Annotated in this window: 20 protein-coding genes, 1 pseudogene and 1 riboswitch; of the genes and pseudogenes, 11 read left to right on the top strand and 10 right to left on the bottom strand. The window is 71.6% G+C overall.

Annotation, left to right across the window (positions count from 1 at the left end; all coding sequences use genetic code 11):
* The first annotated feature begins 39 nt into the window (after window positions 1-39).
* From ABZZ74_RS45445 to ABZZ74_RS45430, 4 genes are all read left to right on the top strand, one after another.
* The gene (locus ABZZ74_RS45445; RefSeq protein WP_356950001.1) at window positions 40-6,411 is read left to right on the top strand and encodes an RHS repeat-associated core domain-containing protein; all 6,372 of its coding nucleotides are present in this window, start codon (window positions 40-42) and stop codon (window positions 6,409-6,411) included.
* Window positions 6,408-7,100 (top strand): hypothetical protein, encoded by a 693-nt coding sequence (locus ABZZ74_RS45440; protein WP_356950000.1) that lies wholly within the window; start codon window positions 6,408-6,410, stop codon window positions 7,098-7,100. The genes ABZZ74_RS45445 and ABZZ74_RS45440 overlap by 4 nt, the downstream gene beginning before the upstream one ends.
* Window positions 7,101-7,198: 98 nt before the next feature.
* On the top strand, window positions 7,199-8,551 hold the full coding sequence (locus ABZZ74_RS45435) for a class II 3-deoxy-7-phosphoheptulonate synthase (protein WP_356949999.1): 1,353 nt from the start codon (window positions 7,199-7,201) through the stop codon (window positions 8,549-8,551).
* A gap of 134 nt (window positions 8,552-8,685) precedes the next feature.
* Window positions 8,686-8,928, top strand: coding sequence for a (2Fe-2S)-binding protein (locus tag ABZZ74_RS45430; protein ID WP_356949998.1), 243 nt, complete (start codon window positions 8,686-8,688; stop codon window positions 8,926-8,928).
* Between the two features lies 1 nt (window position 8,929).
* On the opposite strand, the gene bfr is transcribed toward ABZZ74_RS45430, so the two are convergent.
* Window positions 8,930-9,409, bottom strand: a complete 480-nt coding sequence (gene bfr / locus ABZZ74_RS45425; protein ID WP_133042876.1) for a bacterioferritin — start codon at window positions 9,407-9,409, stop codon at window positions 8,930-8,932.
* Between the two features lie 175 nt (window positions 9,410-9,584).
* Between bfr and ABZZ74_RS45420 the strand changes: the two genes are divergently transcribed.
* Window positions 9,585-10,232 carry a sulfite oxidase-like oxidoreductase gene (locus tag ABZZ74_RS45420; RefSeq protein WP_356949997.1) on the top strand — a complete coding sequence of 216 codons (648 nt, stop codon included), beginning with the start codon at window positions 9,585-9,587 and terminating at the stop codon, window positions 10,230-10,232.
* 12 nt (window positions 10,233-10,244) lie between these two features.
* Here the strand turns inward: ABZZ74_RS45420 and ABZZ74_RS45415 are convergent, their stop codons facing one another.
* The 6 genes from ABZZ74_RS45415 to thiO all read right to left on the bottom strand — a co-directional run bounded on the left by ABZZ74_RS45415 (window position 10,245) and on the right by thiO (window position 15,966).
* On the bottom strand, window positions 10,245-10,778 hold the full coding sequence (locus ABZZ74_RS45415) for a DUF4396 domain-containing protein (protein WP_356949996.1): 534 nt from the start codon (window positions 10,776-10,778) through the stop codon (window positions 10,245-10,247).
* Window positions 10,779-10,854: 76 nt separating this feature from the next.
* Complete coding sequence (locus tag ABZZ74_RS45410) at window positions 10,855-11,733, bottom strand: deoxyribonuclease IV (protein ID WP_356949995.1); 879 nt, start codon at window positions 11,731-11,733, stop codon at window positions 10,855-10,857.
* Window positions 11,734-11,767: 34 nt separating this feature from the next.
* A complete protein-coding gene (gene pknB, locus ABZZ74_RS45405) occupies window positions 11,768-13,696 on the bottom strand; it encodes a Stk1 family PASTA domain-containing Ser/Thr kinase (RefSeq protein WP_356949994.1) in 1,929 nt (642 codons plus the stop codon).
* A 118-nt stretch (window positions 13,697-13,814) separates the two neighbouring features.
* Entirely contained in the window at window positions 13,815-14,609 is a 795-nt protein-coding gene (locus ABZZ74_RS45400; protein WP_356949993.1) for a thiazole synthase, read from the bottom strand.
* A gap of 5 nt (window positions 14,610-14,614) precedes the next feature.
* Window positions 14,615-14,815 carry a sulfur carrier protein ThiS gene (gene thiS / locus ABZZ74_RS45395; protein ID WP_208781596.1) on the bottom strand — a complete coding sequence of 67 codons (201 nt, stop codon included), beginning with the start codon at window positions 14,813-14,815 and terminating at the stop codon, window positions 14,615-14,617.
* Window positions 14,812-15,966, bottom strand: a complete 1,155-nt coding sequence (gene thiO / locus ABZZ74_RS45390; protein WP_356949992.1) for a glycine oxidase ThiO — start codon at window positions 15,964-15,966, stop codon at window positions 14,812-14,814. Before thiO ends, thiS begins: the two co-directional genes overlap by 4 nt.
* Window positions 15,964-16,075, bottom strand: a riboswitch (TPP riboswitch). (Overlaps the previous gene by 3 nt.)
* A gap of 53 nt (window positions 16,076-16,128) precedes the next feature.
* Here thiO and ABZZ74_RS45385 point away from each other — a divergent pair.
* From ABZZ74_RS45385 to ABZZ74_RS45360, 6 genes are all read left to right on the top strand, one after another.
* Window positions 16,129-16,479 carry a hypothetical protein gene (locus tag ABZZ74_RS45385; protein WP_133042869.1) on the top strand — a complete coding sequence of 117 codons (351 nt, stop codon included), beginning with the start codon at window positions 16,129-16,131 and terminating at the stop codon, window positions 16,477-16,479.
* Between the two features lie 31 nt (window positions 16,480-16,510).
* Window positions 16,511-17,740 (top strand): FAD-dependent oxidoreductase, encoded by a 1,230-nt coding sequence (locus ABZZ74_RS45380; protein WP_356949991.1) that lies wholly within the window; start codon window positions 16,511-16,513, stop codon window positions 17,738-17,740.
* Between the two features lie 64 nt (window positions 17,741-17,804).
* Window positions 17,805-18,176, top strand: a complete 372-nt coding sequence (locus ABZZ74_RS45375; protein ID WP_133042867.1) for an Rv2175c family DNA-binding protein — start codon at window positions 17,805-17,807, stop codon at window positions 18,174-18,176.
* Between the two features lie 152 nt (window positions 18,177-18,328).
* Window positions 18,329-18,985, top strand: a complete 657-nt coding sequence (thiE, locus tag ABZZ74_RS45370) for a thiamine phosphate synthase (RefSeq protein ID WP_356949990.1) — start codon at window positions 18,329-18,331, stop codon at window positions 18,983-18,985.
* Window positions 18,986-19,092: 107 nt separating this feature from the next.
* Window positions 19,093-20,016, top strand: coding sequence for a methylenetetrahydrofolate reductase [NAD(P)H] (gene metF / locus ABZZ74_RS45365; protein ID WP_133042865.1), 924 nt, complete (start codon window positions 19,093-19,095; stop codon window positions 20,014-20,016).
* A gap of 56 nt (window positions 20,017-20,072) precedes the next feature.
* Entirely contained in the window at window positions 20,073-21,074 is a 1,002-nt protein-coding gene (locus tag ABZZ74_RS45360; protein ID WP_356949989.1) for a hypothetical protein, read from the top strand.
* 27 nt (window positions 21,075-21,101) lie between these two features.
* Here ABZZ74_RS45360 and ABZZ74_RS45355 read toward each other — a convergent pair whose 3' ends face one another.
* From ABZZ74_RS45355 to ABZZ74_RS45345, 3 genes and pseudogenes are all read right to left on the bottom strand, one after another.
* Window positions 21,102-22,580, bottom strand: a complete 1,479-nt coding sequence (locus ABZZ74_RS45355; protein ID WP_356949988.1) for an NAD(P)/FAD-dependent oxidoreductase — start codon at window positions 22,578-22,580, stop codon at window positions 21,102-21,104.
* A gap of 30 nt (window positions 22,581-22,610) precedes the next feature.
* Window positions 22,611-23,228, bottom strand: coding sequence for a DUF4126 domain-containing protein (locus ABZZ74_RS45350; RefSeq protein ID WP_356949987.1), 618 nt, complete (start codon window positions 23,226-23,228; stop codon window positions 22,611-22,613).
* Window positions 23,229-23,620: 392 nt separating this feature from the next.
* Window positions 23,621-23,702 (bottom strand): annotated as a pseudogene (locus tag ABZZ74_RS45345) (TetR/AcrR family transcriptional regulator); the annotation flags it as partial.

Here is a 23,702-nt window from a genome sequence, read left to right as displayed (position 1 = left end):
TCTCGTGACGCTTGTGGCCTTACGGGTGGAGGGGGACTCATGAAACGCTTCCGGTCATCCTGCGTCGCCGCGGTGGTCCTGGCCCTGGGCCTGTCCGGCTTACAGCCGGCGGTCGCCGAGGCCGCACCGGGAGGGGCCGCCTCGGTGGCCGACGCGGAACGATCCGTGACCACGATCGACCGCACCGAGATCCGGGCCGGCGCCCGGCTCGACACCAGACCCACCGACCCGAAGGGCAGACCGCTCGCCGTCGCCCGGGCCGCGAAGGTCACCTGGCCCAAGTCCGGCGAGGACAACGTTGCCGTCGGCGCCGAGCCGGCCCGCGTGGCGGACACCGCCGTCTCGGTCACCGCGCCCCGCAGCCGGGCCGCCGCTCCCGACACCGTCGACGTGCGGACGTACGACAATGCCAAGGCCCGCCAACTCGGCGGTCACGCAACGGCGTTCACCCTGAAGGCGGCCGATGCCGCCGACCGCGTCGGCGTCCGCGTGGACACCTCCGGCTTCCGGCAGGCCTTCGGCGCCGACTTCGAGACCCGGCTGCGGCTGATCGCCAAGCCCGCGTGCGCACTCACCACGCCCCGGGCGGCGAAGTGCGAGCGGAGCGCCCCGGTCAAGAGCCGTGTCGACCTCACCACGCACATCCTCTCCGCCGAGCTGGCCGCCGACCCGGACACCGTCTTCGTGCTCGCCGCCGCGCCGAACGGCGAGACGGGCTCAGCGACTGCCACCAAGCTCGCCTCGTCCAGCAAGTGGCAGGTCGGCCTCAGCTCCGGCGACTTCTCCTGGTCACTGCCGCTGCCGCAGGTCCCCGCGATCGCGGGCGACGCCCCCGACATCAATCTCGGCTACTCCTCGCAGGCCGTCGACGGCATGGTCGCCGCCGAGAACAACCAGCCGTCCTGGGTCGGCCAGGGCTGGGACCTCGCCCTCCCCTACATCGAGCGCCGCTACGACGGCTGTGCCGACGACGGCGGCGACACCGGCGACCTGTGCTGGGCCGGCGACGAGTACCGCATCTCCCTCCAGGGCACCTCGTCCTCGCTGGTGAAGGACACGGCCGCGGGCGGCGACACCTGGCGGGCGCAGGACGACCCGGGCTGGCGTATCCAGCACAGGACCGGCGCCGAGAACGGCGACAACGACGGCGAGTACTGGGTCGTGACCACGCCCCAGGGCACCCGGTACACCTTCGGCCGTGGCAAGCAGGCCACCACCGGCACGGCCACCGACTCCGTCTACACCGTGCCCGTCTTCGGTGACGACGAGGGCGAGCCCTGCCACAAGGGCAGTGTCGAGGACTCGTACTGCACCCAGGCCTGGCGTTGGAACCTCGACGGTGTCGTGGACGCGCACGGCAACTCCAACACGTACTTCTACGACCAGGAGACCAACCGCTACGCCCGCAACGGCGACCCGGACAAGTCGACCTCGTACGTCCGCGGCGGCCACCTCAAGGACATCGTCTACTCGCAGCGCTCGGGCGCCGAGGATCAACAAGCCCCGGCCCGGCTGCACTTCACGACCGGTCTGCGCTGCGTCGAGGCCGCGGGCGGCTCCGGCGACTGCCCGGTCTTCGACGCCGACCACGCGAGCTCGTACCCCGACGCGCCCCTCGACTCCCTGTGCGCGAGCGGCGACTGCACGGGCGAGGAGCAGAAGTCGCCGACGTTCTTCACGAACGCGCTGTTGCGCTCGGTGACGGCCCAGCGGTCCGACGCCGACGGCGGCTGGACGGACGTCGACCGGATGGACTTCACGTACGACTACCCGAAGCCCTCCGACGGCACCGACGCCATGCTGTGGCTCACCAAGGTCCAGCAGACGGGGCTGGCCGGGGACGGTGAACTGGCGCTTCCGGCCGTGGAGTTCACCGGCAAGGAATACGCCAACCGGGCCGACGCCGACCCGGCCGCCGGCGCCCCCGAGATGCGCAAGCTGCGCATCACCTCGTTCGTCGACGAACTGGGCCGGCGGGTCGACGTGACGTACGGCCAGCCCGACGCGTGCCCGATCGACGACCTGCCCGAGGGCCGCTACGACTCCAACGCCCAGGACTGCTTCCCGGGCTGGCGCACCAACGGCACCTCCTCCGGCTTCGGCGTCTGGCACAAGTACCTCACCACCAAGGTCACCGTCCGCGACAGCGGCGGCGGTTCGCCCCCGCAGACCACCGAATACCGCTACCGGGGCACTCCCGCCTGGCACCACGACGACGACCCGGTCACCAAGGCCGAGCGCCGCTCCTGGAGCGACTGGCGCGGCTACGGCAGCGTCGACGTCGCCAAGATGACCGACCCGTCCTACCGGGGCGAGTCCGCGAGCCGCGCCGTCCAGATCACCCGCTCCCTCAACTTCCGCGGCATGGACGGCGACGCGAAGGCCGACGGCTCCCACAAGTCGGTCGAGGTCACGGACTCGCAGGGCAACTCGGTCAAGGACCTGCCGTACCTGAAGGGCAAGGAGCGGGAGAGCATCCAGTTCCAGGTGAACGCCGACGGGACCATCGCCCACGAACTCGGCGGCACCCTGCACGGCTACACCTCCGCGCACACCACCCCGGCGAGGGAGGGGCAGAGCGACGCCGACAACGACGCACACCTCGTCGTCGAGAACGAGTCGACAACCCGCGAGACGGTCACCGCGGACGCGGGCGAGCGCAGCACCCGTACCACCAGTCTGAAGACCACCTACGACAGCTACGGCCAGGCCACCGAGGTCCTCGACACGGCCGGCGACGACGTGCGCTGCACCAGGACGTCGTACGACCGCTCGACCACCACCCTCGACAACTGGATGCTCGCCTTCCCCTACCGTGTCCGCGCCTACTCCGGCAGCTGCGCGGACCCGAAGGCGCTGATCAACGGCAAGGACCAGTACTACGACGGCTCCGGCGACCTCGGCGGCGCGATCACCAGGGGCGACATCACGCGCTCGGTCGCGGCGGTCACCGCGAGCGGCCCGGACACCGTGTCCGGCACGGTCACCACGTCGGCGACCTTCGACGCCTACGGCCGCACGATCACCGAGACCGACGGCCCCGGCAACACCGACCGCACCGCCTACGACCCGCCCACCGGCCGCCCGGCCACGGTCACCGAGACCGACGCGCTGGGCCGGGCCGAGGTCACCACCCTCGACCCCGACCGCCAGCTACCGGTCGCGGTGAAGGACGCCAACGGCAACACCAAGCGCAACGGCTACGACCAGCTCGGCCGGCTGATCTCCGTGCACGAGGCGGACCAGGCCGCGGATGCCCCGCCGGCCCAGACCTACGCGTACTTCCTCGACCGGGAACACCGGCTGCCACCACTGGTGACGACCCGTCAGCTGCAGTCCGGTGACACCTACCTGACCAACTGGAAGTACCTCGACTCGCTCGGCCGCGACCGGCAGAGCCAGGAGGTCTCCCCGGCCTCGACCGGCGACACGAGGAAGACGGTCGTCATCGACACCCGCTACGACGACGTCGGCAACGTGGCCGCCGAGTCGCTGCCCGTGGTCGTGGCGGGCGAGTCCGGCAGCGCCCTGCTGTCGATCCCCGCCGACCAGGTGGACGAGACCCGGCGCACCTACGACTCCATGAGCCGTGTCGTGCGCTCGGCCCGCTACGGCGACGGCAAGGAGCTGTGGGCCACCGCCATCGCCTACTACGGCGACCACGTGCGCTCCACCCCGCCGCCCGGCGGCACCGTCACCACCGTGTGGACCGACGCCCGCAGCCGCCAGATCCGCCAGCAGGAGGGCACCGACCCCAAACAGGCCACCGTCTACACCTACACCCCGGCCGACCAGGTCGCCTCCGTCACCGACCCCGGCGGACACACCTCCACCAGCGTCTACGACCTGCTCGGCCGCCGGGTCTCCGGCGACGACGCCGACGCAGGCAAGTCCCGCACCAGGTACGACGCCAACGGCAACACCACCGCGGTCTGGGACGCCAAGGCGATCGCGGCGGGCTCGGACACCCCGACCCTGTCCACCGAGTACGACGCCCTGGACCGCCCGGTCGCCCGCTGGGCCGGTGCGGCCGGCACCGGCGAGAAGACCGCCACCTGGACCTACGACTCCACCGACATCCCCAACGGCATCGGCCAGCCGGCCTCGATGACCACCCACCGCGACGGCAAGGACTACACCATCGCCGTCGACGGCTACGACCCGCGGGGCCGTGCCACAGGCCGCACCTGGACCTTCCCGGCCGGCCTCGGCGGCGCCCTGCACAAGACGTCGTACAGCGTCGGGTACGGCTACGACGACGCCGACCACACGACGAGCGTCGCGTACGAGGACGCGGTGATCGGCGCCCCGCGCGAGAAGATCACCACCTCCTACGACGCCCAGGGCAACCCGGACACCCTCACCGGCGTCCAGACCGACCCGCTGACCGGCAAGGACGTCACCGTCCCGTATGTCTCGGCCACCGGCTTCGCCGCCGACGGCAAACTCGCCTCCCGGGACTACGCCAACCCGCACCACGACCTGCGCCGGGTGTACGGCTACGAGAGCGACACCCAGCGCCTGTCCCGCGTCCAGACCCTGACGACCGGCCTCACCGGCGACTGGGAGGCCAAGCAGGACGACACCTACTCCTGGGACCAGGCCGGCAACCTCACCGCCATCACCGACAGGAGCGACCACAAGGACGTCGCCACCTGCTTCGCCTACGACGGCCTGGCCCGCCTCGCGCACGCCTGGACGACGTACGAGACCGGCTGCACGGACGGCGACTCGAAGCTGACCCACGACGGCCCGGCCGGCTTCAACCAGTCCTGGACGTACACCGCGGACGGCAACATCGCCTCGCGGCGCAGCCTCCTGGACACCGACACCTACACCTACGACGACGCCGACCATCCGCACGCGGTCACCGGACAGGGCGCGAGCCACTATGCGTACGACGCGAACGGCGCCCTGAAGAAGAAGACCGAGGGCCTGGTCGCCACCGAGTACGACTGGAACGCCGACCAGGAGCTGGCCGGGGCCACCAAGGCGCTCCTGGAGAAGACCGGCTTCGTCTACGCGCCCGACGGCACCCGAATGGCGCGGATCAACCCCGGTGGCATCGCCACCCTCTACATCGAGGGCCAGGAGATCACCGTCGCTCTCGGCATCGCCAAGGGCACCCGCTACTACACCGAGGACGGCGTCACCGTCGCGGTACGGCAGCCCACCGGCCTGCTGACCTGGCAACTCGGCGACATCCAGGGCTCGGCCCAGGTCGCCGTCCCCGAGGGCACCTCGCTGGTCGCCCGGACGTACTACAACCCGTACGGGAACATCCGGGCCGGCTCCGCGCCACCGCCGACGGAACACGGCTTCCTCGGCAAGGTCCAGGACCCCACCACCGGGCTCGACGCCCTCGGCGCCCGCTACTACGACTCGGGCCTCGGCCGCTTCATCTCCCCCGACCCGGCCGTGGACAGCTCCTCCACGCAGTCCCTCAACCCCTACGCGTACGGCAGCAACAACCCGGTCGTCTACATCGACCCGACCGGCCTGTGGTCCCTGTCCGGCGTCTGGAACTCCGTCAAGGAAGGCGCCTCGGCCGCCTGGGACTGGGCCAAGGACAACAAGGGGCTGATCGCGGACGTCGCCGTCGGCATCGGCGTCGGCATCGCGGTCGGCGCGCTCTGCTCCACCGGCGTGGGCTGCCTGATCGTGGCCGGCGCGGTCGCCGGGGCCGCGGGTGCCGCCGCCGGATACGGGGTCGACGTCGCCGAGGGCAAGACCGACTTCTCGATCGGCGGCCTGGCGACCAGGGTGGGCGTCGGCGCAGCGGCGGGCGCCCTCGGCGGAGTCGTCGGAAAGGGCATCTCGGCCCTCGCCCCCAAGGTCGCGGGCGCCGTGGCCAAGACGGCCGTCGGCAAGGCCGTCGCCTCCGGCAGCTCCAAGGCCGCCTCCGCCATCACCGGCAAGGCCGCCACCGCGGGCCGGGCGATCGCCAACTCGCGGGCCGGCGCCAAGATCGCCGAGTTGGGCAAGGCGGCCGCCGACGGGATCAAGTCGCTCGCCGGTCGCGGCGCACCCAAGGGCGAACTGGTCGACATCCCGCTCACCAAGGCGACCACCCAGGCCGAGATCGACGCCATCCACGAGTACGCCAAGCTCAGCAACGAGTGGCTGGCCAAGAACGGGCCCAAGGTCATCCAGCCGACCAAGGGCACCCCATTGGGCGCCGCATCCCAGGCCGCCCGCCGTGCCGAGCGCCTGCGCGCGGCCCGGGCCGGAACGCCGTACTCCGGCCAGGCCGGACACGTGCCCGACTCGGCCGTGTCCGGCACCGGACAACCGCCCGCGGGCTGGCTCGACATGCCGGGCAAGTCCAACAGCATCGCGGGTGGTGTACTGGGCTCCCGGGTCGGGGTACTGATCCGGGGATACACGGTCAACGGAGGACCGCCACTGTGACGCCGTACGCCGAGGAACTCCCGTCGCTCGCCGACCATGTCGGGCCCACGCCCGGCCCGTCGGCGGCGGCGGGCACGCCCGCCGAGCACTTTCCCGACGCCCACCTCCAACTCCTGCACCGGCTCAACGGATTCACCGTCCACCACGGGGCCTTCCGACTCCTCGGCCTCGGGCATCCCGAGCCGGCGCTCGACCTCGCCGCCTGGAACGCGTACGACACCTGGCGGTTCGCCTGGGACGACCGGATCGAGCCCTTCGTGATCTTCGGCGGGACCGCCTTCGGTGACTCCTATGCCTACCGCCGTCTGCCCGGCGGCGGTCTGGCGCCGGAGGTCCACTTCCTGGAGGGCGTGCTGCTGCGTCCCGAGGTCATCGCCCCCGACTTCGAGGCGTTCCTCGCCGACGAGCTGCTGCGCAACGCCAAGGAACCCTACGACCGCTTCGTCGTCGAGGCGGTCCGTCGGCACGGCCCGATCGCGCCGGACCGGCAGTGGGCCTACGCCCCCTCGGTCGCCCTCGGCGGCGAGGAGGACGTGGAGCACATCACCGTGCTCCCGGCGGCCGTCGCGATGACCTTTGCCGGCGACATCGCGAGCGCGATGAACGGCGCCGACCGGGAAGCGACGGGCGTGCAGCCCTACACGGACGAGCAGGGCCGGCCGCGGCTGCGGGTGCTGTTCGACGGGTGACGGGGGCGGTCGCTCAGCGTGAACCGGCGAGAGCGGAAAGCGTCTCACTTGATGAGCAGATGCAGGGACCCATGACACGACCCCGTAATGTTGAGGTCGTGACCGTGAACGCTAAGTCCAGCGCGAGTGCTGGCAACACCTGGCGAGATCTGCCCGCGGCGCAGCAGCCCGAGTACCCCGACCTTGAGGCTCTGCGCGCAGTCGTTGCGGACCTCGAGTCGTATCCGCCGCTCGTCTTCGCGGGCGAGTGCGACCAGCTGCGCGCCCGGATGGCGGCCGTCGCCAAGGGAGAGGCGTTCCTCCTCCAGGGCGGCGACTGCGCCGAGGCCTTCGACGCGGTGTCCGCCGACCACATCCGCAACAAGCTCAAGACGCTGCTGCAGATGGGTGCCGTACTGACGTACGCAGCCTCGGTGCCGGTGGTGAAGGTCGGCCGGATCGCCGGCCAGTACTCCAAGCCCCGCTCCAAGCCCACCGAGACCCGCGACGGCGTGACGCTGCCGACCTACCGCGGCGACTCCGTCAACGGCTTCGACTTCACCGAGGCCGCCCGGATCCCGGACCCGGAGCGGCTGAAGCGGATGTACCACGCGTCGGCCTCGACGCTGAACCTGGTGCGCGCCTTCACCACCGGCGGCTACGCCGACCTGCGCCAGGTGCACGCCTGGAACCAGGACTTCGTGAAGTCGTCCCCCTCCGGCCAGCGCTACGAGCAGCTCGCCCGGGAGATCGACAACGCGCTGAACTTCATGCGGGCCTGCGGCACCGACCCGGAGGAGTTCAAGACGGTCGAGTTCTACTCCTCGCACGAGGCGCTGCTGCTGGACTACGAGTCGGCGCTCACCCGCGTCGACTCCCGCACCGGGCACCTGTACGACGTCTCCGCGCACATGGTGTGGATCGGTGAGCGCACCCGGCAGCTGGACCACGCCCACATCGAGTTCGCCTCGAGGATCCGCAACCCGATCGGCGTCAAGCTCGGCCCGACGACGACGGCCGAGGACGCGCTGCAGTACATCGAGCGCCTCGACCCCGACCGTGAGCCCGGCCGGCTGACCTTCATCGTCCGCATGGGCGCCGACAAGGTCCGCGACAAGCTGCCCGAGCTGGTCGAGAAGGTCACCGCCTCCGGTGCCACCGTGGCCTGGGTGACCGACCCGATGCACGGCAACACCTTCGAGGCGGCCTCCGGGCACAAGACCCGCCGCTTCGACGACGTGCTGGACGAGGTCAAGGGCTTCTTCGAGGTCCACAAGGGCCTCGGCACCCACCCGGGCGGCATCCACGTGGAGCTCACCGGCGACGACGTCACCGAGTGCGTGGGCGGCGGCGACGAGATCTTCGTCGACGACCTGCACCAGCGCTACGAGACGGCCTGCGACCCCCGGCTGAACCGCAGCCAGTCGCTGGACCTGGCGTTCCTCGTGGCCGAGATGTACAGGGACCAGTGACGGGAGCGCCTGTTACCGGGACATGAAGTGGGGCGCGGATCACATACGATCCGCGCCCCACCCCACTTTTGGGGCACTCGGACGGCGGGTAAGGTTAGGTTCACCTAATCGTTCTTGGTGGGAGGTGAGTCCGCGTGTACGTGTGCAGCTGCTTCGGCGTGACCGAGGCGCAGGTCAAGCAGCACGCGGACGACGGCGCCTGTACGCCCCGCCAGATAGCCTCCGCCTGCAAGGCCGGCACGGACTGCGGTTCGTGCGTCCGCCGTATCCAGGCGATCCTCGGCCGTGGCGCCTGTCCGCGACAGGAGGCGGCGGACCAGAGCCGGCCGGTGCTCACGGCCGTCGCGGACCTCGACGTCCTCGACGAAGCGGCCTAGCTCAGCTCTCCGGCTGCTCGATCAGCTGCGCGATGTAAAGGGCCTCGCCGAGCTTTTCCACCAGTTCCAGCTGGGTGTCGAGGTAGTCGATGTGGTGCTCCTCGTCCTCGAGGATCGACTCGAAGATGTTCGCGGACGTGATGTCGCCCTTGTCGCGCATCACCTTGATGCCGCGCCGCAGGCGGTCGATCGCCTCGACCTCGATCTGCCGGTCCGCCTCGAACATCTCCTTGACGGTCTGTCCCACGCGCACATGGAAGAGCCGCTGGTAGTTCGGGAGTCCCTCCAGGAAGAGGATCCGGTCGGTGAGCACTTCGGCGTGCTTCATCTCGTCGAACGACTCGTGGCGGGTGTACTTCGCGAGCTTCGTCCAGCCGAAGTTCTCCTGCATCTTCGCGTGCAGGAAGTACTGGTTGATCGCGGTCAGCTCGCCGGTGAGCTGCTCGTTGAGGAATTCGATGACCTCGGGGTCGCCCTGCATCGCAGAGGCTCCTTCCAGCCGGGGGGAACAGGCAGGCTGGGCCGCATGATTGCACCGGCAACGATGATCGTCCAGTAAGTCTTCACTTAGTGAGTAAGTGCACGCTTGGTCGCACTTGCCCGTTTTTGGGCGGGGCCGGTCGGGTGCACCCTTCGCGGTCTGTCAGGATGGAGTCATGGGTCAGCCGGTGGAGCGTGAATCGGGAGCGCGCGAGTCAGGAGCAGCAGGTCAGCCCGAGCTTCCGCCGGGACAGCGGCTGCAGCGCGGCTGGCCGGTCACGCATTACGGCCCCGTCCCCAAGTTCCGCCCGGAGCGCTGGGAGTTCCGGGTCTTCGGCGCCACCGCGGACGGCGAGAAGCGCTGCTGGACCCACGAGGAGTTCACGGCGCTGCCGCACACCAGCGTCGTCGCCGATCTGCACTGCGTCACGAAGTTCAGCATGCTCGGTGCCGAATGGGGCGGGATCCCGGCCCGTACGGTCCTCGAACTGGCCCCGCCCGCGCCGACCGTCACCCATGTGATGGTGTGGGCGGAGTACGGCTTCAGCTCCAACCTCCGCCTCGCGGACTTCGCCTCGGACCGCACCCTCTTCGCCACCCACAAGGACGGCGAACTCCTCACCGCCGAACACGGCTTCCCGCTGCGTCTGGTGGTTCCGCACCTCTACGCCTGGAAGGGCCCCAAATGGGTGCGCGGCGTGGAGTACATGACCGCCGACCGCCGGGGCTTCTGGGAGGAGCGCGGCTACCACAACATCGGCGACCCCTGGAAGGAACAGCGCTACTCCTACCAGGAGGAGCCCGGGGAGGGCCCCGAGCTCTGACTCCGGTACCCCTCAGTGGTACTGGTGCACCACCGCGTGTCCCTTGCCGCGGCCGATCATCCACTTGTTGACCGGCGTGGTCACCACGAAGGCGATCACCAGTGAGATCGCCAGCGAGCCCCAGAACAGCAGATCGCCGAGTTCGGCGTCCATCGCGTCCGGCCACAGCACGATCACGCCGTTGTCGATCAGCTCCATCACGGCGATCGACAGGGTGTCCGCGGCCAGCGCCACCCGGAAGGCGGCACGGAGACCGAGACCGGCCTTCAGCACCCCGCGCAGGGTGAGCGAGTAGCCGAAGAAGAAGGCCAGGACGATCGCCAGCAGCGTCGTCGGGAGATTGCCCCAGCCGAACGCGGTGCCGATGACCATGCCCAGCACCTCGCCGATGGCGCAGCCGGTGAGGCAGTGCAGGGTGGCCTGCGCGGCCATGGCCCAGGTGGCGGCCGGCTGGTGGTGCGCGTGGATATCGTCCTGGTGCTGCGCGTGGGTCTCGTGGTGGTGCGTCTCGGGCTCGTGGTGGTGCGCGTGCGCCTCGTGCTGCATGACTGCCCCCAATGTCAGGTAACGGTTCCTGCACCGAGCAGGAACCGTATACCCCCCAGGGGTATTCCTCAACGGTTCAGGAATCGCGGAGTTTCTTCAGCCGCTCCACGTCCGCCGCGTGCCCCTCCTTGCCGCCGGGGGTCTCGATGACGAGCGGGACGCCATCGGTCGCGGGGTGGGTCATCAGGGCGCGGAAGGGGTCCTCGCCGATGTGACCGGCGCCGATGTTCTCGTGGCGGTCCTTGTGCGCGCCGACGACGTCCTTGGAGTCATTGGCGTGGATCAGCTTCAGACGGCCCTCGCCGACCGTGTCCACCAGCAGGTCGAGCGTCTGGTGCATGCCGCTCGGCCCGGTCAGGTCGTGCCCGGCCGCGAAGATGTGACAGGTGTCCAGGCAGACCCCGAGCTTCGGGTGGGCGTTCAGCGCCTCGAAGTACGGCCCGAAGTCCCAGGTGCGGGAGCAGAGCGAGGCGCCCTGCCCGGCCGTCGACTCCAGCAGCAGGAAGGGGTCGTCGTCGTGCGTCAGCTCGTCCAGCAGCGGCAGCATGTGCTCGCGCACCTGCTTCAGGGCCACGGCACGCTCCCGCCCGCCGGTCGCGCTGCCGGTGTGCACGACCACACCGAGCGCCCCGATCTCCCGTCCCCGCCGCAGTGAGTGCCGCAGCGACTCCACCGACTTCTCCACCGTCGCCTCGGTGTGCGAACCGAAGTTGATCAGATACGGCGCGTGCACGTACGCCGGGATCGACTCGGCCGCACACACCGCCCTGAACTCCTCGTCCTGCCGAGGGTTGCCGGCGGGCGTGGCCCAGCCGCGCGGGTTGGCGACGAAGACCTGCACGGTCTCGGCCTTCAGGTCGTGCGCGTAGGACAGGCCGACGGAGTGGAGTCCGCCGGCCACCGGGACATGGCCGCCGACGGGGTTGCGGGAGGGGAAGGGGGACTGGCTCTTCACCCGTTCAGGGTGTCATGCGCGTGCCCGTGCTCCGTCACCGGATCTTGATGGTGATCGTCGACCCCTTCGGCGCCGTCCGGCCGCCCTCCACCGACTGGTCCTTGACCGTGTCGCCGAACAGACCGAGCAGGCCGCGGTCCTCCTCCACCTTGAAGCCCTTGTCCTGAAGCGCCTTCTTCGCGTCGTCCACGCTGTCGCCCGTGACGTCCGGGACCTCGACCATCTCCGGGCCCTTGGACAGCGTCAGCGTCACCGTGTCGCCGTCGGCGGCCTGGCTGTCGCCCTGCGGTGTCTGCGCGGCCACCTGGCCCTTGTCGAACTCCGAGTTGACCTGCTGGTCGGCGACCTGGACCTTCAGACCCGCCCCCTGCAGATCGGACCGGGCCTCCTCCAGGCTCTCGCCGGTGACGTCCGGGACGTCGACCGGGCTGCCCTTGCTGACGGTCAGTGCGATCGCCGCGCCCGCGTGCCGCTTCGTGCCCGCGCCCGGATCCGTGGAGACCACGAAGCCCTTCGGGACGTCGTCGCTGAACGTCCGGTTGACCATGCCCGGCTCCAGCCCGTCCCGCTTCAGCAACGACTGGGCCTTGTCCAGCCGGTAGCCCGCGAGATCGGGCACCTTCACGGTCTCCGGGCCGTCCGAGACGGTGATGGACACGACCCCGTTGTCACGGATCCTGGTGCCGGGCTCCGGGTCCGAGCTGATGACCGTGCCCCGCTTCACCGTGTCGCTGTAGGCGTGCTCGACCTTCCCCAGGTCCAGCCCGGCGTGGCTCAGCTGCCGCTCCGCCTGCGCCCGGGTCTTGGCCAGCACCGGCGGGACCTTCGTGAACTGGCCGGAGTTGATGTACCACACGCCCGTGCCGACCCCGAGGATCAGCAGCACGGCCACGACGATGGCCAGCGGCCCGCGCCGGCCCCGCGCGCCCCTGCGGGGCGGCAGCGGCGGAGGGCTCTCCAGCCGGCTGGTGCGGTGCAGCTCGGGCCCCGTGCCGTCGCCGCCGGCGGGCATCGGGTGCGGCGTCGTCAGCGCGCGCGGGATGACGCTCGTACGGTCCTCGGAGATGTCCCGGTGCTCCGCCGCCAGCGCCCGCGGCGGCATCGCGTCCAGTTGGTCGTCGCCGAGCCCGGCACGCGCCTCACGGGCCAGCGCGAGCAGCGCCACCGCGTCGTACGGACGCAGGCCGGCCGTGCGCGCGGTGGCCGCCGCGACCAGCTCGTCCAGCTCGTACGGCAGCCCCGGGACGGCCGCCGACGGGGGCGGGACGTCCTCGTGGAGGTGCTTGTAGAGGACCGTGGCGGGGGAGTCCCCGTCGTGCGGGCGGTCGCCGGTCAGCATCTCGTACAGCACGACACCGCAGGCGTACACGTCGACACGCGGGTCGGCCGTGCCGTGCTCGATCTGCTCCGGCGCCAGGTAGGAGACGGTGCCGAGGACGGTGCCGGTGGTGTTGGTGACCGTGTCCACGGACCGCACCAGCCCGAAGTCGGCGACCTTGACCCGGCCGTCGTCCCCGATGAGCACGTTCTCCGGCTTCATGTCCCGGTGCACGAACCCGGCCCGGTGCGCGGCGCCGAGCGCGGCCAGCACCGGCTCCAGGATGTCCAGAGCGGCGCGCGGCTGCAGCGCCCCGCGCTCGCGCAGCACGTCACGCAGGGTGCACCCGGCGACGTACTCCATGGCGAGATAGACGTACGACCCGTCGGTGCCCTGATCGAAGACCTGCACCACGTTCGGGTGGGCCAGACGGGCGACCGACTTCGCCTCCCGGATGAACCGCTCGACGAAGGAGCCGTCGGCCGCGAGCGCGGGGTGCATCACCTTCAGCGCGAGCACGCGGTCCAGGCGGGTGTCCAGGGCCCGGTAGACCGTGGCCATCCCGCCGACCGCGATCCGCGCGTCCACGCGGTAGCGCCCGTCGAGCACCTGCCCGACCAGAGGGTCCTGAAGGGTCGTATCCACGCAGGTGAGTGTACGAGCCGTGACGGACAGGGCCTCTGGTTCGGGTTCCATCGGGGCGTTACTGCAGCCGAGCTGTGACGGACCTCGCACCGGCGTCCGGATTCGTTCGAACGTCTGTTCAGAAGGCGGGGCGCTCGGGATCCAGTCGGGCGAGGCCCTGGGCCGGGGAGGACGCCTCGGCGAAGTGGCGGCGCGGAATCCGCCCCGCGAGCCGCGCCAGCCGGCCCGCCTCCACGGCGTGCTTCATCGCCTCGGCCATCAGCTGCGGCTCCTGCGCCCGTGTCACCGCCGAGGCGAGCATCACGCCCGCGCACCCCAGCTCCATCGCGAGCGCCGCGTCCGAGGCCGTACCGGCGCCCGCGTCCAGAATCACCGGCACACGCGCGTGCTCGACGATCAGCTGGAAGTTGTGCGGATTGCGGATGCCGAGCCCGGAGCCGATGGGCGAACCGAGCGGCATGACCGCAGCGCAGCCGACGTCCTCCAGACGGCGGGCGAGCACGGGGTCGTCGTTGGTGTACGGCAGCACGGTGAAGCCGTCGTCGACGAGGGTCTCGGCGGCGTCCAACAGCTCGATCGGGTCCGGCAGCAGGGTGCGCTCGTCGGCGATCACCTCGAGCTTGACCAGGTCGGTGCCGAGTGCCTCACGCGCGAGGCGGGCGGTCAGCACGGCCTCTCCGGCGGTGAAGCAGCCCGCCGTGTTCGGCAGCACGCGGATGCCGAGCCTCTCCAGGACGGACAGCACGGAACCGTGCACCGAGGGGTCCACCCGGCGCATCGCGACCGTCGTCAGCTCCGTGCCGGACGCCACCAGGGCCCGCTCGAGCACCTCCAGGCTGGGGGCGCCGCCGGTGCCCATGATCAGGCGGGACGAGAAGGACGTACCGCCGATGACAAGAGGGTCGTCGGCCATGGGGGTCAGCCTCCTTGGACGGCGGTGAGGACCTCGACGCGGTCCCCCTCGGAGAGGGACGTCGACGGCCACTGCGCGCGCGGGACGACGGTTTCGTTGAGGGCGGCGGCCACGCCGGAGGGCGCCGGGGTGAGGGTCTTCACGACGGTGTCAAGAGCCGTGCCGGGGGCGAACTCGCGCGGCTCCCCGTTGACGGAGACGTTCATACCGGCTGCTCCACGCGCGCGAAGCGCCTCGGGGTGAACGGACGTGCCTCGTCGGGGAGTTCACCTGTGGTCAGGACGTGCGCCATCGCGTCGCCGGTGACCGGCGTGAGCAGCACGCCGTTGCGGTAGTGGCCGGTCGCCAGGAGCAGGCCCGGCAGCTGTGTGGGCCCGAGCAGCGGCGCGTTGTCGGGGGAGCCGGGGCGCAGGCCCGCGCGGGTCTCCGTCAGCGGCAGTTCGGTGATGCCGGGGACCAGCTCGTGCGCGTCGCGCAGCAGTTCGTACACGCCGCCCGCGGTGACCGTGGTGTCCCAGCCCAGCTCCTCGCTGGTCGCGCCGACGACCAGCTCGCCGTTCTCGCGCGGCACCAGGTAGACGCTGCTGCCGCGCACCATGGCGCGCACGGTGCGGCTCAGGAACGGCGCGTACCGCTTCGGCACGGCCAGCCGCAGCACCTGTCCCTTCACGGGCCGTACGGGCGGCAGGACGTCGTCCGGGACGCCCGGGAGCCGTCCGCTGAGGCTGCCGGCGGCCAGCACGACCTGGCCCGCGCCCAGCTCGGTGCCGTCGGCCGTGGTGACGCCGGCGGCCCGCTCGCCCGCGACCCTCAGCCGCTCGGCCCAGCTGCGGTGGAAGACCACGCCCGCGTGCTCGCACGCGGCCACCAGCGCGCGTGCCAGGCGCCGGGGGTCGATCTGATGGTCGCCGTCGACCCGGAGCCCCCCGCGCACGCCCGGTGCGAGCATCGGCTCCAGGCGCCGGCACTCGCGCCCGGACAACCACTCGGACTCCAGTCCCGACTGCCGCTGCAGGGCGTGCAGTTCGCGCAAGTGGGCGCGGTCGTCGGCGTCCAGGGCGACGGCGAGGGTGCCGCACCGGCGGTAACCGAGGTCGTCCCCGGTGAGCTCGCCGAGCTCGGCCGCGAAGTCCGGGTAACGCCGCGCCGACTCCAGGTTGAGGCCGAGCAGGGTCTGCTCGCCGTAGTGCAGTTCGGTGACGGCGGCCAGCATCCCGGCGGCCACCTGGGCCGCCCCGCCGCCCGGCTCCGGGTCCACCACGGCGGTCGCGAACCCGCGCTGTGCGGCCCGCCAGGCCGTGACCAGGCCGATGATCCCGCCCCCGACGACGAGGACGTCTGACGTACGTGACGGCATGGGCGTCCAGCCCCTCCCTTCGCCGGCATGACCCGGATCAGGTTCGTACGGTCGGAGGCCGCCAGCCTCCCTCTCAGCCCGGTGCGTCCGGGCTCCCGCGAGTGCTTGTACGGTGGCCACCCTAGCCCGACCCCCGACGCCTCTGTAAGGGAGCCTCCCGCCGTGCCCCGCTCGCTGGACGGCCTCGTCCTCGCCCCCGTCGCCGACCAGGCCCCAGGTCAGGTGGGTACCGGCACCCGCTTCACCTACCACGAGCGGGACGGGGAGATCTGGGCCGAGTACGCCGGCGGCGACGTCGTACGCGGGCATCTGGTGGGTACCCGGTCGGGGGACCGGCTCGACTTCCGGTACGTGCAGCTCAGGAACGACGGGACGACGGCCTCGGGGCACTGCGTGTCCACGGTCGTCGGACTGCCGGACGGCCGGCTGCGGCTGGAGGAGACCTGGGAGTGGGAGTCGCAGCCGGGCCGCGGGACCAGTGTTGTGGAGCAGGTCACTCAACACGACCGCTGACTGACGGATAGTCAGTGTCTATGGTGATCAGGTGAGCGAGCAGACGACGCAGTCACAGCGACGGGTGGTCGTGGTCGGCGCGGGCATGGCCGGTGTGCAGACCGCCGTCGCCCTGCGCGAACAGGGCTTTGGGGGCACCGTCACCCTGATCGGTGCCGAGCCCCACCAGCCCTACGACCGCCCGCCGCTGTCGAAGGCCGTCCTGCTCGGCAAGTCGGAGGGCTCCGCCTTCGACGTCGACTTCGAGGCGCTCGGCATCGAACTCCAGCTGGGACGTGAGGCGCTCGGCGTGCGCCCGGACGACCACGAACTGGACACCGAGGCCGGGCCCGTCCCGTACGACGTCCTGGTCCTCGCCACCGGCGCCGAACCCGTCCGGCTGCCGGGCGCGGAGGGCGTGCCCGGCGTGCACCTGCTGCGCACCCTGGACGACGCCGAGCGGCTGCGGCCGGTGCTCGCCCGGCAGCACGACATCGTGGTCGTCGGCGCGGGCTGGATCGGCGCCGAGTTCGCCACCGCCGCGCGCGAGGCCGGCTGCTCGGTGACCGTCGTGGAGGCTGCCGACCGGCCGCTGGCGGGCGCACTGCCCGCCGAGGTGGCCGCGCCGATGGCCGCCTGGTACGAGGACGCCGGCGCCGTGCTGCGCACCCACGCGCGCGTGGAGCGCGTCGAACCCGGCGAGGTCGTCCTCGACGACGGCTCGCGGCTGCCCGCGGGCGCGGTGGTGGTCGGCATCGGCGCCCGCCCCGCCACCGGCTGGCTCACCGGCTCCGGCATCGAACTCGGCGCCCACCGCGAGGTCGTGGCCGACGCCTACCTGCGCACCTCGGCACCGGACGTGCACGCCGTCGGCGACTGCGCCTCGTTCCCCTCGGGCCGGTACGGCGAGCGCCTGCTCGTCCACCACTGGGACAACGCCCTCCAGGGCCCGCGCACGGTCGCCGCGAACATCATCGCCGCGGCCACCGGGGCGCCGCCCGCCGTCTACGACCCGGTGCCGTACTTCTGGTCCGAACAGTTCGGCCGCTTCGTCCAGTACGCCGGCCACCACACCTCCGCGGACGCCACCCTGTGGCGCGGCGACCCCTCGGGCCCGTCCTGGTCCGTCTGCTGGCTGCGCGAGACCCGTCTGATCGCCCTGCTGGCCGTGGGCAGGCCCCGGGACCTGGCCCAGGGCCGACGCCTGATCGAGGCGGCCACGCCGATGGACCCCCAGCTCCTCGCCGACCCGACGCGCCCGCTCAAGGCTGCCACGGCCTGATCCGCCGCCCTGGTCGGACGGCCCCGACTTCCGACTGTCAGTCCTGGATGGCACGCTTAATCCCGTGACCGAGATTGACGCAAAGATCGATGCTCTCGTCCCCGCCTGGCTCACCCTGCCCGACATCGCCGAGATGCTCGGCGTCGAGGTGACGCGTGTCCGGCAGCTGGTCAAGGAGGGCCAGCTCATCGCCGTACGCCGAGGTGAGAACCGCGCGCTGCACGTCCCCGCCGCCTTCATCGACGGGGCCGAGCAGAAGGTCGTCAAGGGCCTGTCCGGGACCCTGACGCTCCTGCGGGACGACGGCTTCTCCGACGAGGAGATGCTCGAGTGGCTCTTCACCCCCGACGAGAGCCTGCCCGGCACCCCCGCTCAGGCCCTGAGCGAGAATCGCGGCACGGAGGTGAAGCGCCGGGCCCAGGCGCTCGCCGTCTGATCCGAACACGCTGATCATCCGAACACCGTCCGGCGTACGGGCCGGGCCCGCCCGGGCCACGGCCGTGGCACCGCGCGGCCCGCGGCAGCCACCGCGGGCGCCCGGCCCCGGCCCGTACGCCGCCGACCAGGAACGACACGGGGGACCCTCGCATGTCCATCGCCGCCACCACCGCCCGCGCCCGGCTCGCCGACGCCCGTGTCTACCTGTGCACGGACGCACGCAGGCGCCAGGGCGACCTCCCCGAGTTCCTGGACGCCGTGCTGGCCGGCGGGGTCGACATCGTCCAGCTGCGCGACAAGGGCACGGAGGCGGCCGAGGAGCTGGAGCACCTGGAGGTCTTCGCCGAGGCCTGCGCCCGGCACGGTCGGCTGCTGGCGGTCAACGACCGCGCGGACGTCGCCCACGCCACCGCGGCGGACGTCCTCCACCTGGGCCAGGGCGACCTCCCGGTGCCCGCCGCCCGCGCGATTCTCGGCGACGACGTCCTCATCGGCCGTTCCACCCACGCGGAGACGGAGGCCGAGGCGGCCGCCGTCCAGGACGGCGTCGACTACTTCTGCACCGGCCCCTGCTGGCCCACCCCCACCAAACCCGGCCGTCACGCCCCCGGACTCGGTCTGGTCCGGCACACCGCCGCCCTCGGCACCGACCGCCCCTGGTTCGCCATCGGCGGGATCGACCTCGGCAACCTCGACGAGGTGCTGGAGGCCGGCGCCCGCCGGGTCGTGGTGGTCCGCGCGATCACCGAGGCGGACGATCCGGGCGCCGCGGCGGCGGAGTTCGCCAAGCGGCTGCGGCAGCAGTAACGGGGGCGGCCCGGCCCGGTGTCCAAGGGGTGGACAGCAGGGTGGCAATTCGGGCAAATTCCCGGGACTCGGTTGGGGGACCGCGCCCCCCTGGTTAACCTGCGGGTATGGCCCTCGGAACCGCATCCACCAGGACGGACCGCGCACGCACTGTGCGTGACATGCTCGCCACGGGCAGGACGACGTACTCCTTCGAGTTCTCGGCACCCAAGACGCCCAAGGGCGAGCGCAACCTGTGGAGTGCGCTCCGAAGGGTCGAAGCGGTCGCCCCGGACTTCGTCTCCGTGACGTACGGCGCCGGCGGCTCCACCCGCGCGGGCACCGTCAAGGAGACCCAGCAGATCGTCGCGGACACCACCCTCACCCCGGTCGCCCACCTCACCGCGGTCAACCACTCCATCGCCGAACTGCGCAACATCATCGGCCAGTACGCCGACGCCGGGATCCGCAACATCCTCGCCGTGCGCGGCGACCCGCCCGGCGACCCCATGGCCGAGTGGGTGCCCCACCCGCACGGTCTGACCTACGCCGCCGAACTCGTCCAGCTCATCAAGGAGTCGGGCGACTTCTGCGTCGGCGTGGCGGCCTTCCCTGAGATGCACCCGCGCTCCGCCGACTGGGACGCCGACGTGACCCGCTTCGTCGACAAGTGCCGGGCCGGCGCCGACTACGCCATCACCCAGATGTTCTTCCAGCCCGAGTCGTATCTGCGGCTGCGCGACCGGGTCGCGACGGCGGGCTGCGAGACCCCGGTCATCCCCGAGGTGATGCCGGTGACGAGTGTGAAGATGCTGGAGCGTTTGCCACAGCTCAGCAACGCTCACATCCCGTCCGCCCTGAAAGAGCGGATCCTCACAGCAAAAGACGATCCGGCCGCTGTACGCTCCATTGGGATCGAATTCGCCACGGAGTTCTGCGCGCGGCTGCTCGCCGAGGGAGTGCCCGGACTGCACTTCATCACGCTCAACAACTCCACGGCATCGCTGGAAATCTACGAGAACCTGGGCCTGCACCACCCCCCGCAGGCCTAGACCGGCCGCACGGGTATACGACACACTGCGTAGCGGTCACTGGGAGAGGGGCGTACATGGGCTGGACGGTCCTCTACATCGCGTTCGGCATCGTCGCGCTGTGGCTGCTGGGTGAGGTGCTGCTGCAGTACAAGGCGCGCCTGCGCTGGCGGCTGCTCGCGTTCGTCGGCTTCCTCGGCGTGGTCGCCGGGGTGCTGATGGGCTCGGTGGTCGTCATCGGCCTGGGCGCGGCCGCGTTCGCGGTCGGCCAGACGTACGTCACCCTGTCCTTCCGCCGCGGCTTCTCGGCCGGCTGGGCGGTCAAGCGCCCCGAGGGCGAGGGCGATCCGCTCGGCGTCCCCAGCAAGCGCCGCCGCGGCAAGGCGGACCGCGAGGACCCGGCCCTGGAGGTCTCCGACCTCGAGTCGGCCTCCGCGGACGCCGGGTACGGCGAGGAGCGTCCCTACGCCCAGGACGGCGCGTCCTTCGGCGGGGACGACGACTACGACCGCGACGACGTCTTCACCCCCGCGCGTTCCTCCCAGCCCACGGCCGCCGAGTCCACCATGGTGTACGAGCCGCAGCCCCTGGAGGAGGACACCGGCTCCTACGGCATATACGGCGGCGACTCCTCCGGCTACCCCGCGGGCGACCCGTCCTACGCGAACGCCGCCCAGTCCCAGGAGCAGTACGCGACGGCCGCCCAGGGCGCCGACCAGACCTACGGGTACGACTACTCCGGGTACACCCAGCAGCAGTACGGCTACGACGCGGGTGGCCAGCAGCAGTACGCGGCCTACTCCGACCCGTACATCGGCACCCAGACCTACGGCGGCGGCTACGACGCCTCGTACGGCCAGTACGGCCAGCAGGGGTACACGCAGGACCAGTACGGCACCGGCACGTACGGCACCGAGACCCCCTCCGGCGGGGTGTGGGTCCCGCAGCAGCGCACGGACGAGACGTACGGCGGCGAGCTCCCGCAGGAGCAGCAGTATCCCTACCAGGGTGACGGCCAGGGCCAGAACCAGGGTCACGGTAACGGCAATGGCTACGACGAGCAGCAGTACCGTTACTGAGCTTTCCTCAGCCCTGGACCGGACCGCTCACTGAGACCCCCGGAACTCCGGCCCCTCCACGATCAGCCCGGCCACGAGCGCACCCGACATCCCGGCATGGGCAAGCCCACCACCGGGGTGCGACCAGCCGCCGGCGCGGTACAGACCGGGCAGACACGTGGTGTTCGCCGGGTGCAGGAACCGGCCCTGGCCGGCGGCGAGCGACGGAGCGGCGATGCCCCCGCCGGTGCCGGCCGCCCGGTCGTCCGGTGTCCGCACCTCGCGCCACAGAACGCGTTCGCGCAGCCCGGGTATGACGGTCGCAGCCGCTTCGACCAGCAGGTCGGCCCACGCGGTGTGCGGTTGGGCGGGAAGCACCGCGGAGACAACCACCGACTCGTGCTCCCCGTCCGGGCGCAGGGCGGGGTCGTCGGGTCGCAGCACGGTCACCGTGGGGGTCACCCCTTCAGGGGAGGCGGAGTCCAGGGCGTCCAACTCGGCGCCGCGGTCGGGTGCGTGCACCACCGTGCGATGCGCCGCACCGGAGTCCCGCGCACCGCGCAGCGCCAGCAGGACGGTGAAGCGTCCGACCCGTGCGGGAGCGCCCTCGGGACGCACGTCGCCCTCCGCGTCCAGCGGATGCCCCGTCAGCCCACGCAGGGTTTCCGGGTGCACGCCCGCGACGACGAAGTCCGCATCCTCCACCGTCCCGTCGGCCAGCTCCACTCCCGCCGCGCGGCCGTCCTTCTCCGCGATCCGGACGATCTCGGCGTCGAAGACGAACTCCACCCGTCGTCGCACGCACCGCTCGTACACCGCGCGCGCCAACTCCCGTACGCCACCGCGCACATACCAGGTTCCGAACGCGTGCTCCATGTACGGCAGCACGGCCGCGCTCGCCGGAGCCGTCCGCGGATCGAGCCCGTACGCGAGGGCGTGAGCGTCCAGCAGGGCCGCCAGCCGCTCGTCCCGCAGCTCCCACGCCCCGATCTCCGCCAGGGTGGACGCGCGCCGGGTCCGCAGCAGCTTCTTGTGCGGTAGCGCCGGATACGGCTCGCGCTCCGCCAGCACCTGCCAGTTCGGCCAGAGGGGCTCCTCCAGCAGGGGTCTGCGGGTGCGGTCCCACGCCTCCCGGGCCCGCACCAGGAAGTCGCCCCAGCGCTGTCCGGTCCCGGCGCCCAGCGCCTCGTCCAGAGCCGCGACCACGCCCGCGCGCGAGGCGTTCGGCAGGGACACCTCCGTGCCGTCCGCGAACACATGCCGTGACGAAGGATCGACCTGGACCAGCTCGACGCAGTCCTCCAGCGGCTCCTTGCCCGTCTTGAGGAACAGGTCGCGGTACACGGCGGGCAGCGTCAGCAGCCCGGGCCCGGTGTCGAAACCGAACCCGTCCCGCTCGAACCGGCGCACCGCACCGCCGTACGTCTCCGCACGCTCGTACACCGTCACCCGGTGGCCCGCCACGGCCAGCCGGGCGGCGGCCGCCATCGCGCCCATCCCGGCGCCGATCACCGCAATCCGTCCCATGCCCGCGACTTTAGCGACCGCCAATGACAGTCACCGAACCGGAGGCGCCCCCGGCTGGGAGGCGAGCCGGCGCTCCGTCCGCCGCTCGGCCCTGCGGCGCAGGAAACGGCGGATCCGGGAGACCAGGAAGACCAGCACCACGAGGCCGGTCAGCAGCAGGACGCCCGCGATGACGGCCGCCGCGACCGGGTGGAACATCGCGAACGAGACGATCCCGGCGACGCCGAGGTCCTCGGCCAGGCTGAGGACGATGTTGCTGAACGGCTCCGGCGAGGTGTTGACCGCCATCCTGGTCCCCGCCTTGACGGTGTGGCTGGCCAGCGCCGTCGAACCGCCGATCAGCCCGGCCACCACGTCGTTGAGGGAACCGCTGTGCCCGGCGAGCAGTGCCCCGACCCAGGCGCCCGCGACCGGCCGGACCACCGTGTGCACGGAGTCCCACACCGAGTCGACGTACGGGATCTTGTCGGCGACCGCCTCGCACAGGAACAGCAGGCCCGCCGCGACGAGGACCTCGGGGCGCTGCAGGGCCGCGGGGACGTCGTCGCTCACTCCGGTGGCGCCGAACACGCCGAGCAGCAGGACCACGGCGTAGGCGTTGATGCCGCTGGCCCAGCCGCTGGTGAAGACCAAAGGGAGTACGGACACGGGGGCGATCGTAGCCAGTGGGTGACCCGGCGTCGTAGGGGTGAGCGCGCAGGGCTGAGTATCCGTACCTAGTGGGTGAGTTGAGTACGCGCGCGGATGGGGCCCGACCTGCGCGAACGAGAAAGTGGTGACACGGAAAAGGGGCGCGGCTCCGGCACCGGCGACACGGGGCGCCGGAACGGAGCGGCCCACGATCCGCTCCTTCCGCCGGCGGTGGTCGGCGGGAGCGAGGCACGGGGGAACCCGGGGGAACGACCACAAGGGGGTCCCAACGGGGGGAACGGGGGAGAAGAGAAAACGGGGGAGCACGAGGAGGCGCCGGTTCGAGGTGGCCCGCGGGGGACGCGGCCACAGCGGACCGGCGCCTTCGTGTGTGCTGGGGGTGATGCGGGTCAGCGGCCGCTGACCCGCCCCTGCAGCAGCCGGGACAGCGCCGCGTGGACGTCGTCCAGGGAGCGCTCCGGCTGGAAGGAC

This window comes from Streptomyces sp. NPDC006476, assembly GCF_040612015.1.
In the GTDB taxonomy this organism is placed as follows: Bacteria; Actinomycetota; Actinomycetes; order Streptomycetales; family Streptomycetaceae; genus Streptomyces; species Streptomyces griseorubiginosus_B.
Note: the sequence above shows the minus strand (reverse complement) of the source record. Positions and strands in the feature narration are given on the sequence as shown.

Coding starts and splice junctions, on each gene's coding strand:
- ABZZ74_RS45445 (WP_356950001.1), top strand. CDS start 40: ATGAAACGCTTCCGGTCATCCTGCGTCGCCGCGGTGGTCCTGGCCCTG.
- bfr (WP_133042876.1), bottom strand. CDS start 9,409: ATGCAGGGCGACCCCGAGGTCATCGAATTCCTCAACGAGCAGCTCACC.
- ABZZ74_RS45420 (WP_356949997.1), top strand. CDS start 9,585: ATGGGTCAGCCGGTGGAGCGTGAATCGGGAGCGCGCGAGTCAGGAGCA.
- ABZZ74_RS45415 (WP_356949996.1), bottom strand. CDS start 10,778: ATGCAGCACGAGGCGCACGCGCACCACCACGAGCCCGAGACGCACCAC.
- ABZZ74_RS45400 (WP_356949993.1), bottom strand. CDS start 14,609: ATGGCCGACGACCCTCTTGTCATCGGCGGTACGTCCTTCTCGTCCCGC.
- thiS (WP_208781596.1), bottom strand. CDS start 14,815: ATGAACGTCTCCGTCAACGGGGAGCCGCGCGAGTTCGCCCCCGGCACG.
- thiO (WP_356949992.1), bottom strand. CDS start 15,966: ATGCCGTCACGTACGTCAGACGTCCTCGTCGTCGGGGGCGGGATCATC.
- thiE (WP_356949990.1), top strand. CDS start 18,329: ATGTCCATCGCCGCCACCACCGCCCGCGCCCGGCTCGCCGACGCCCGT.
- metF (WP_133042865.1), top strand. CDS start 19,093: ATGGCCCTCGGAACCGCATCCACCAGGACGGACCGCGCACGCACTGTG.
- ABZZ74_RS45360 (WP_356949989.1), top strand. CDS start 20,073: ATGGGCTGGACGGTCCTCTACATCGCGTTCGGCATCGTCGCGCTGTGG.
- ABZZ74_RS45355 (WP_356949988.1), bottom strand. CDS start 22,580: ATGGGACGGATTGCGGTGATCGGCGCCGGGATGGGCGCGATGGCGGCC.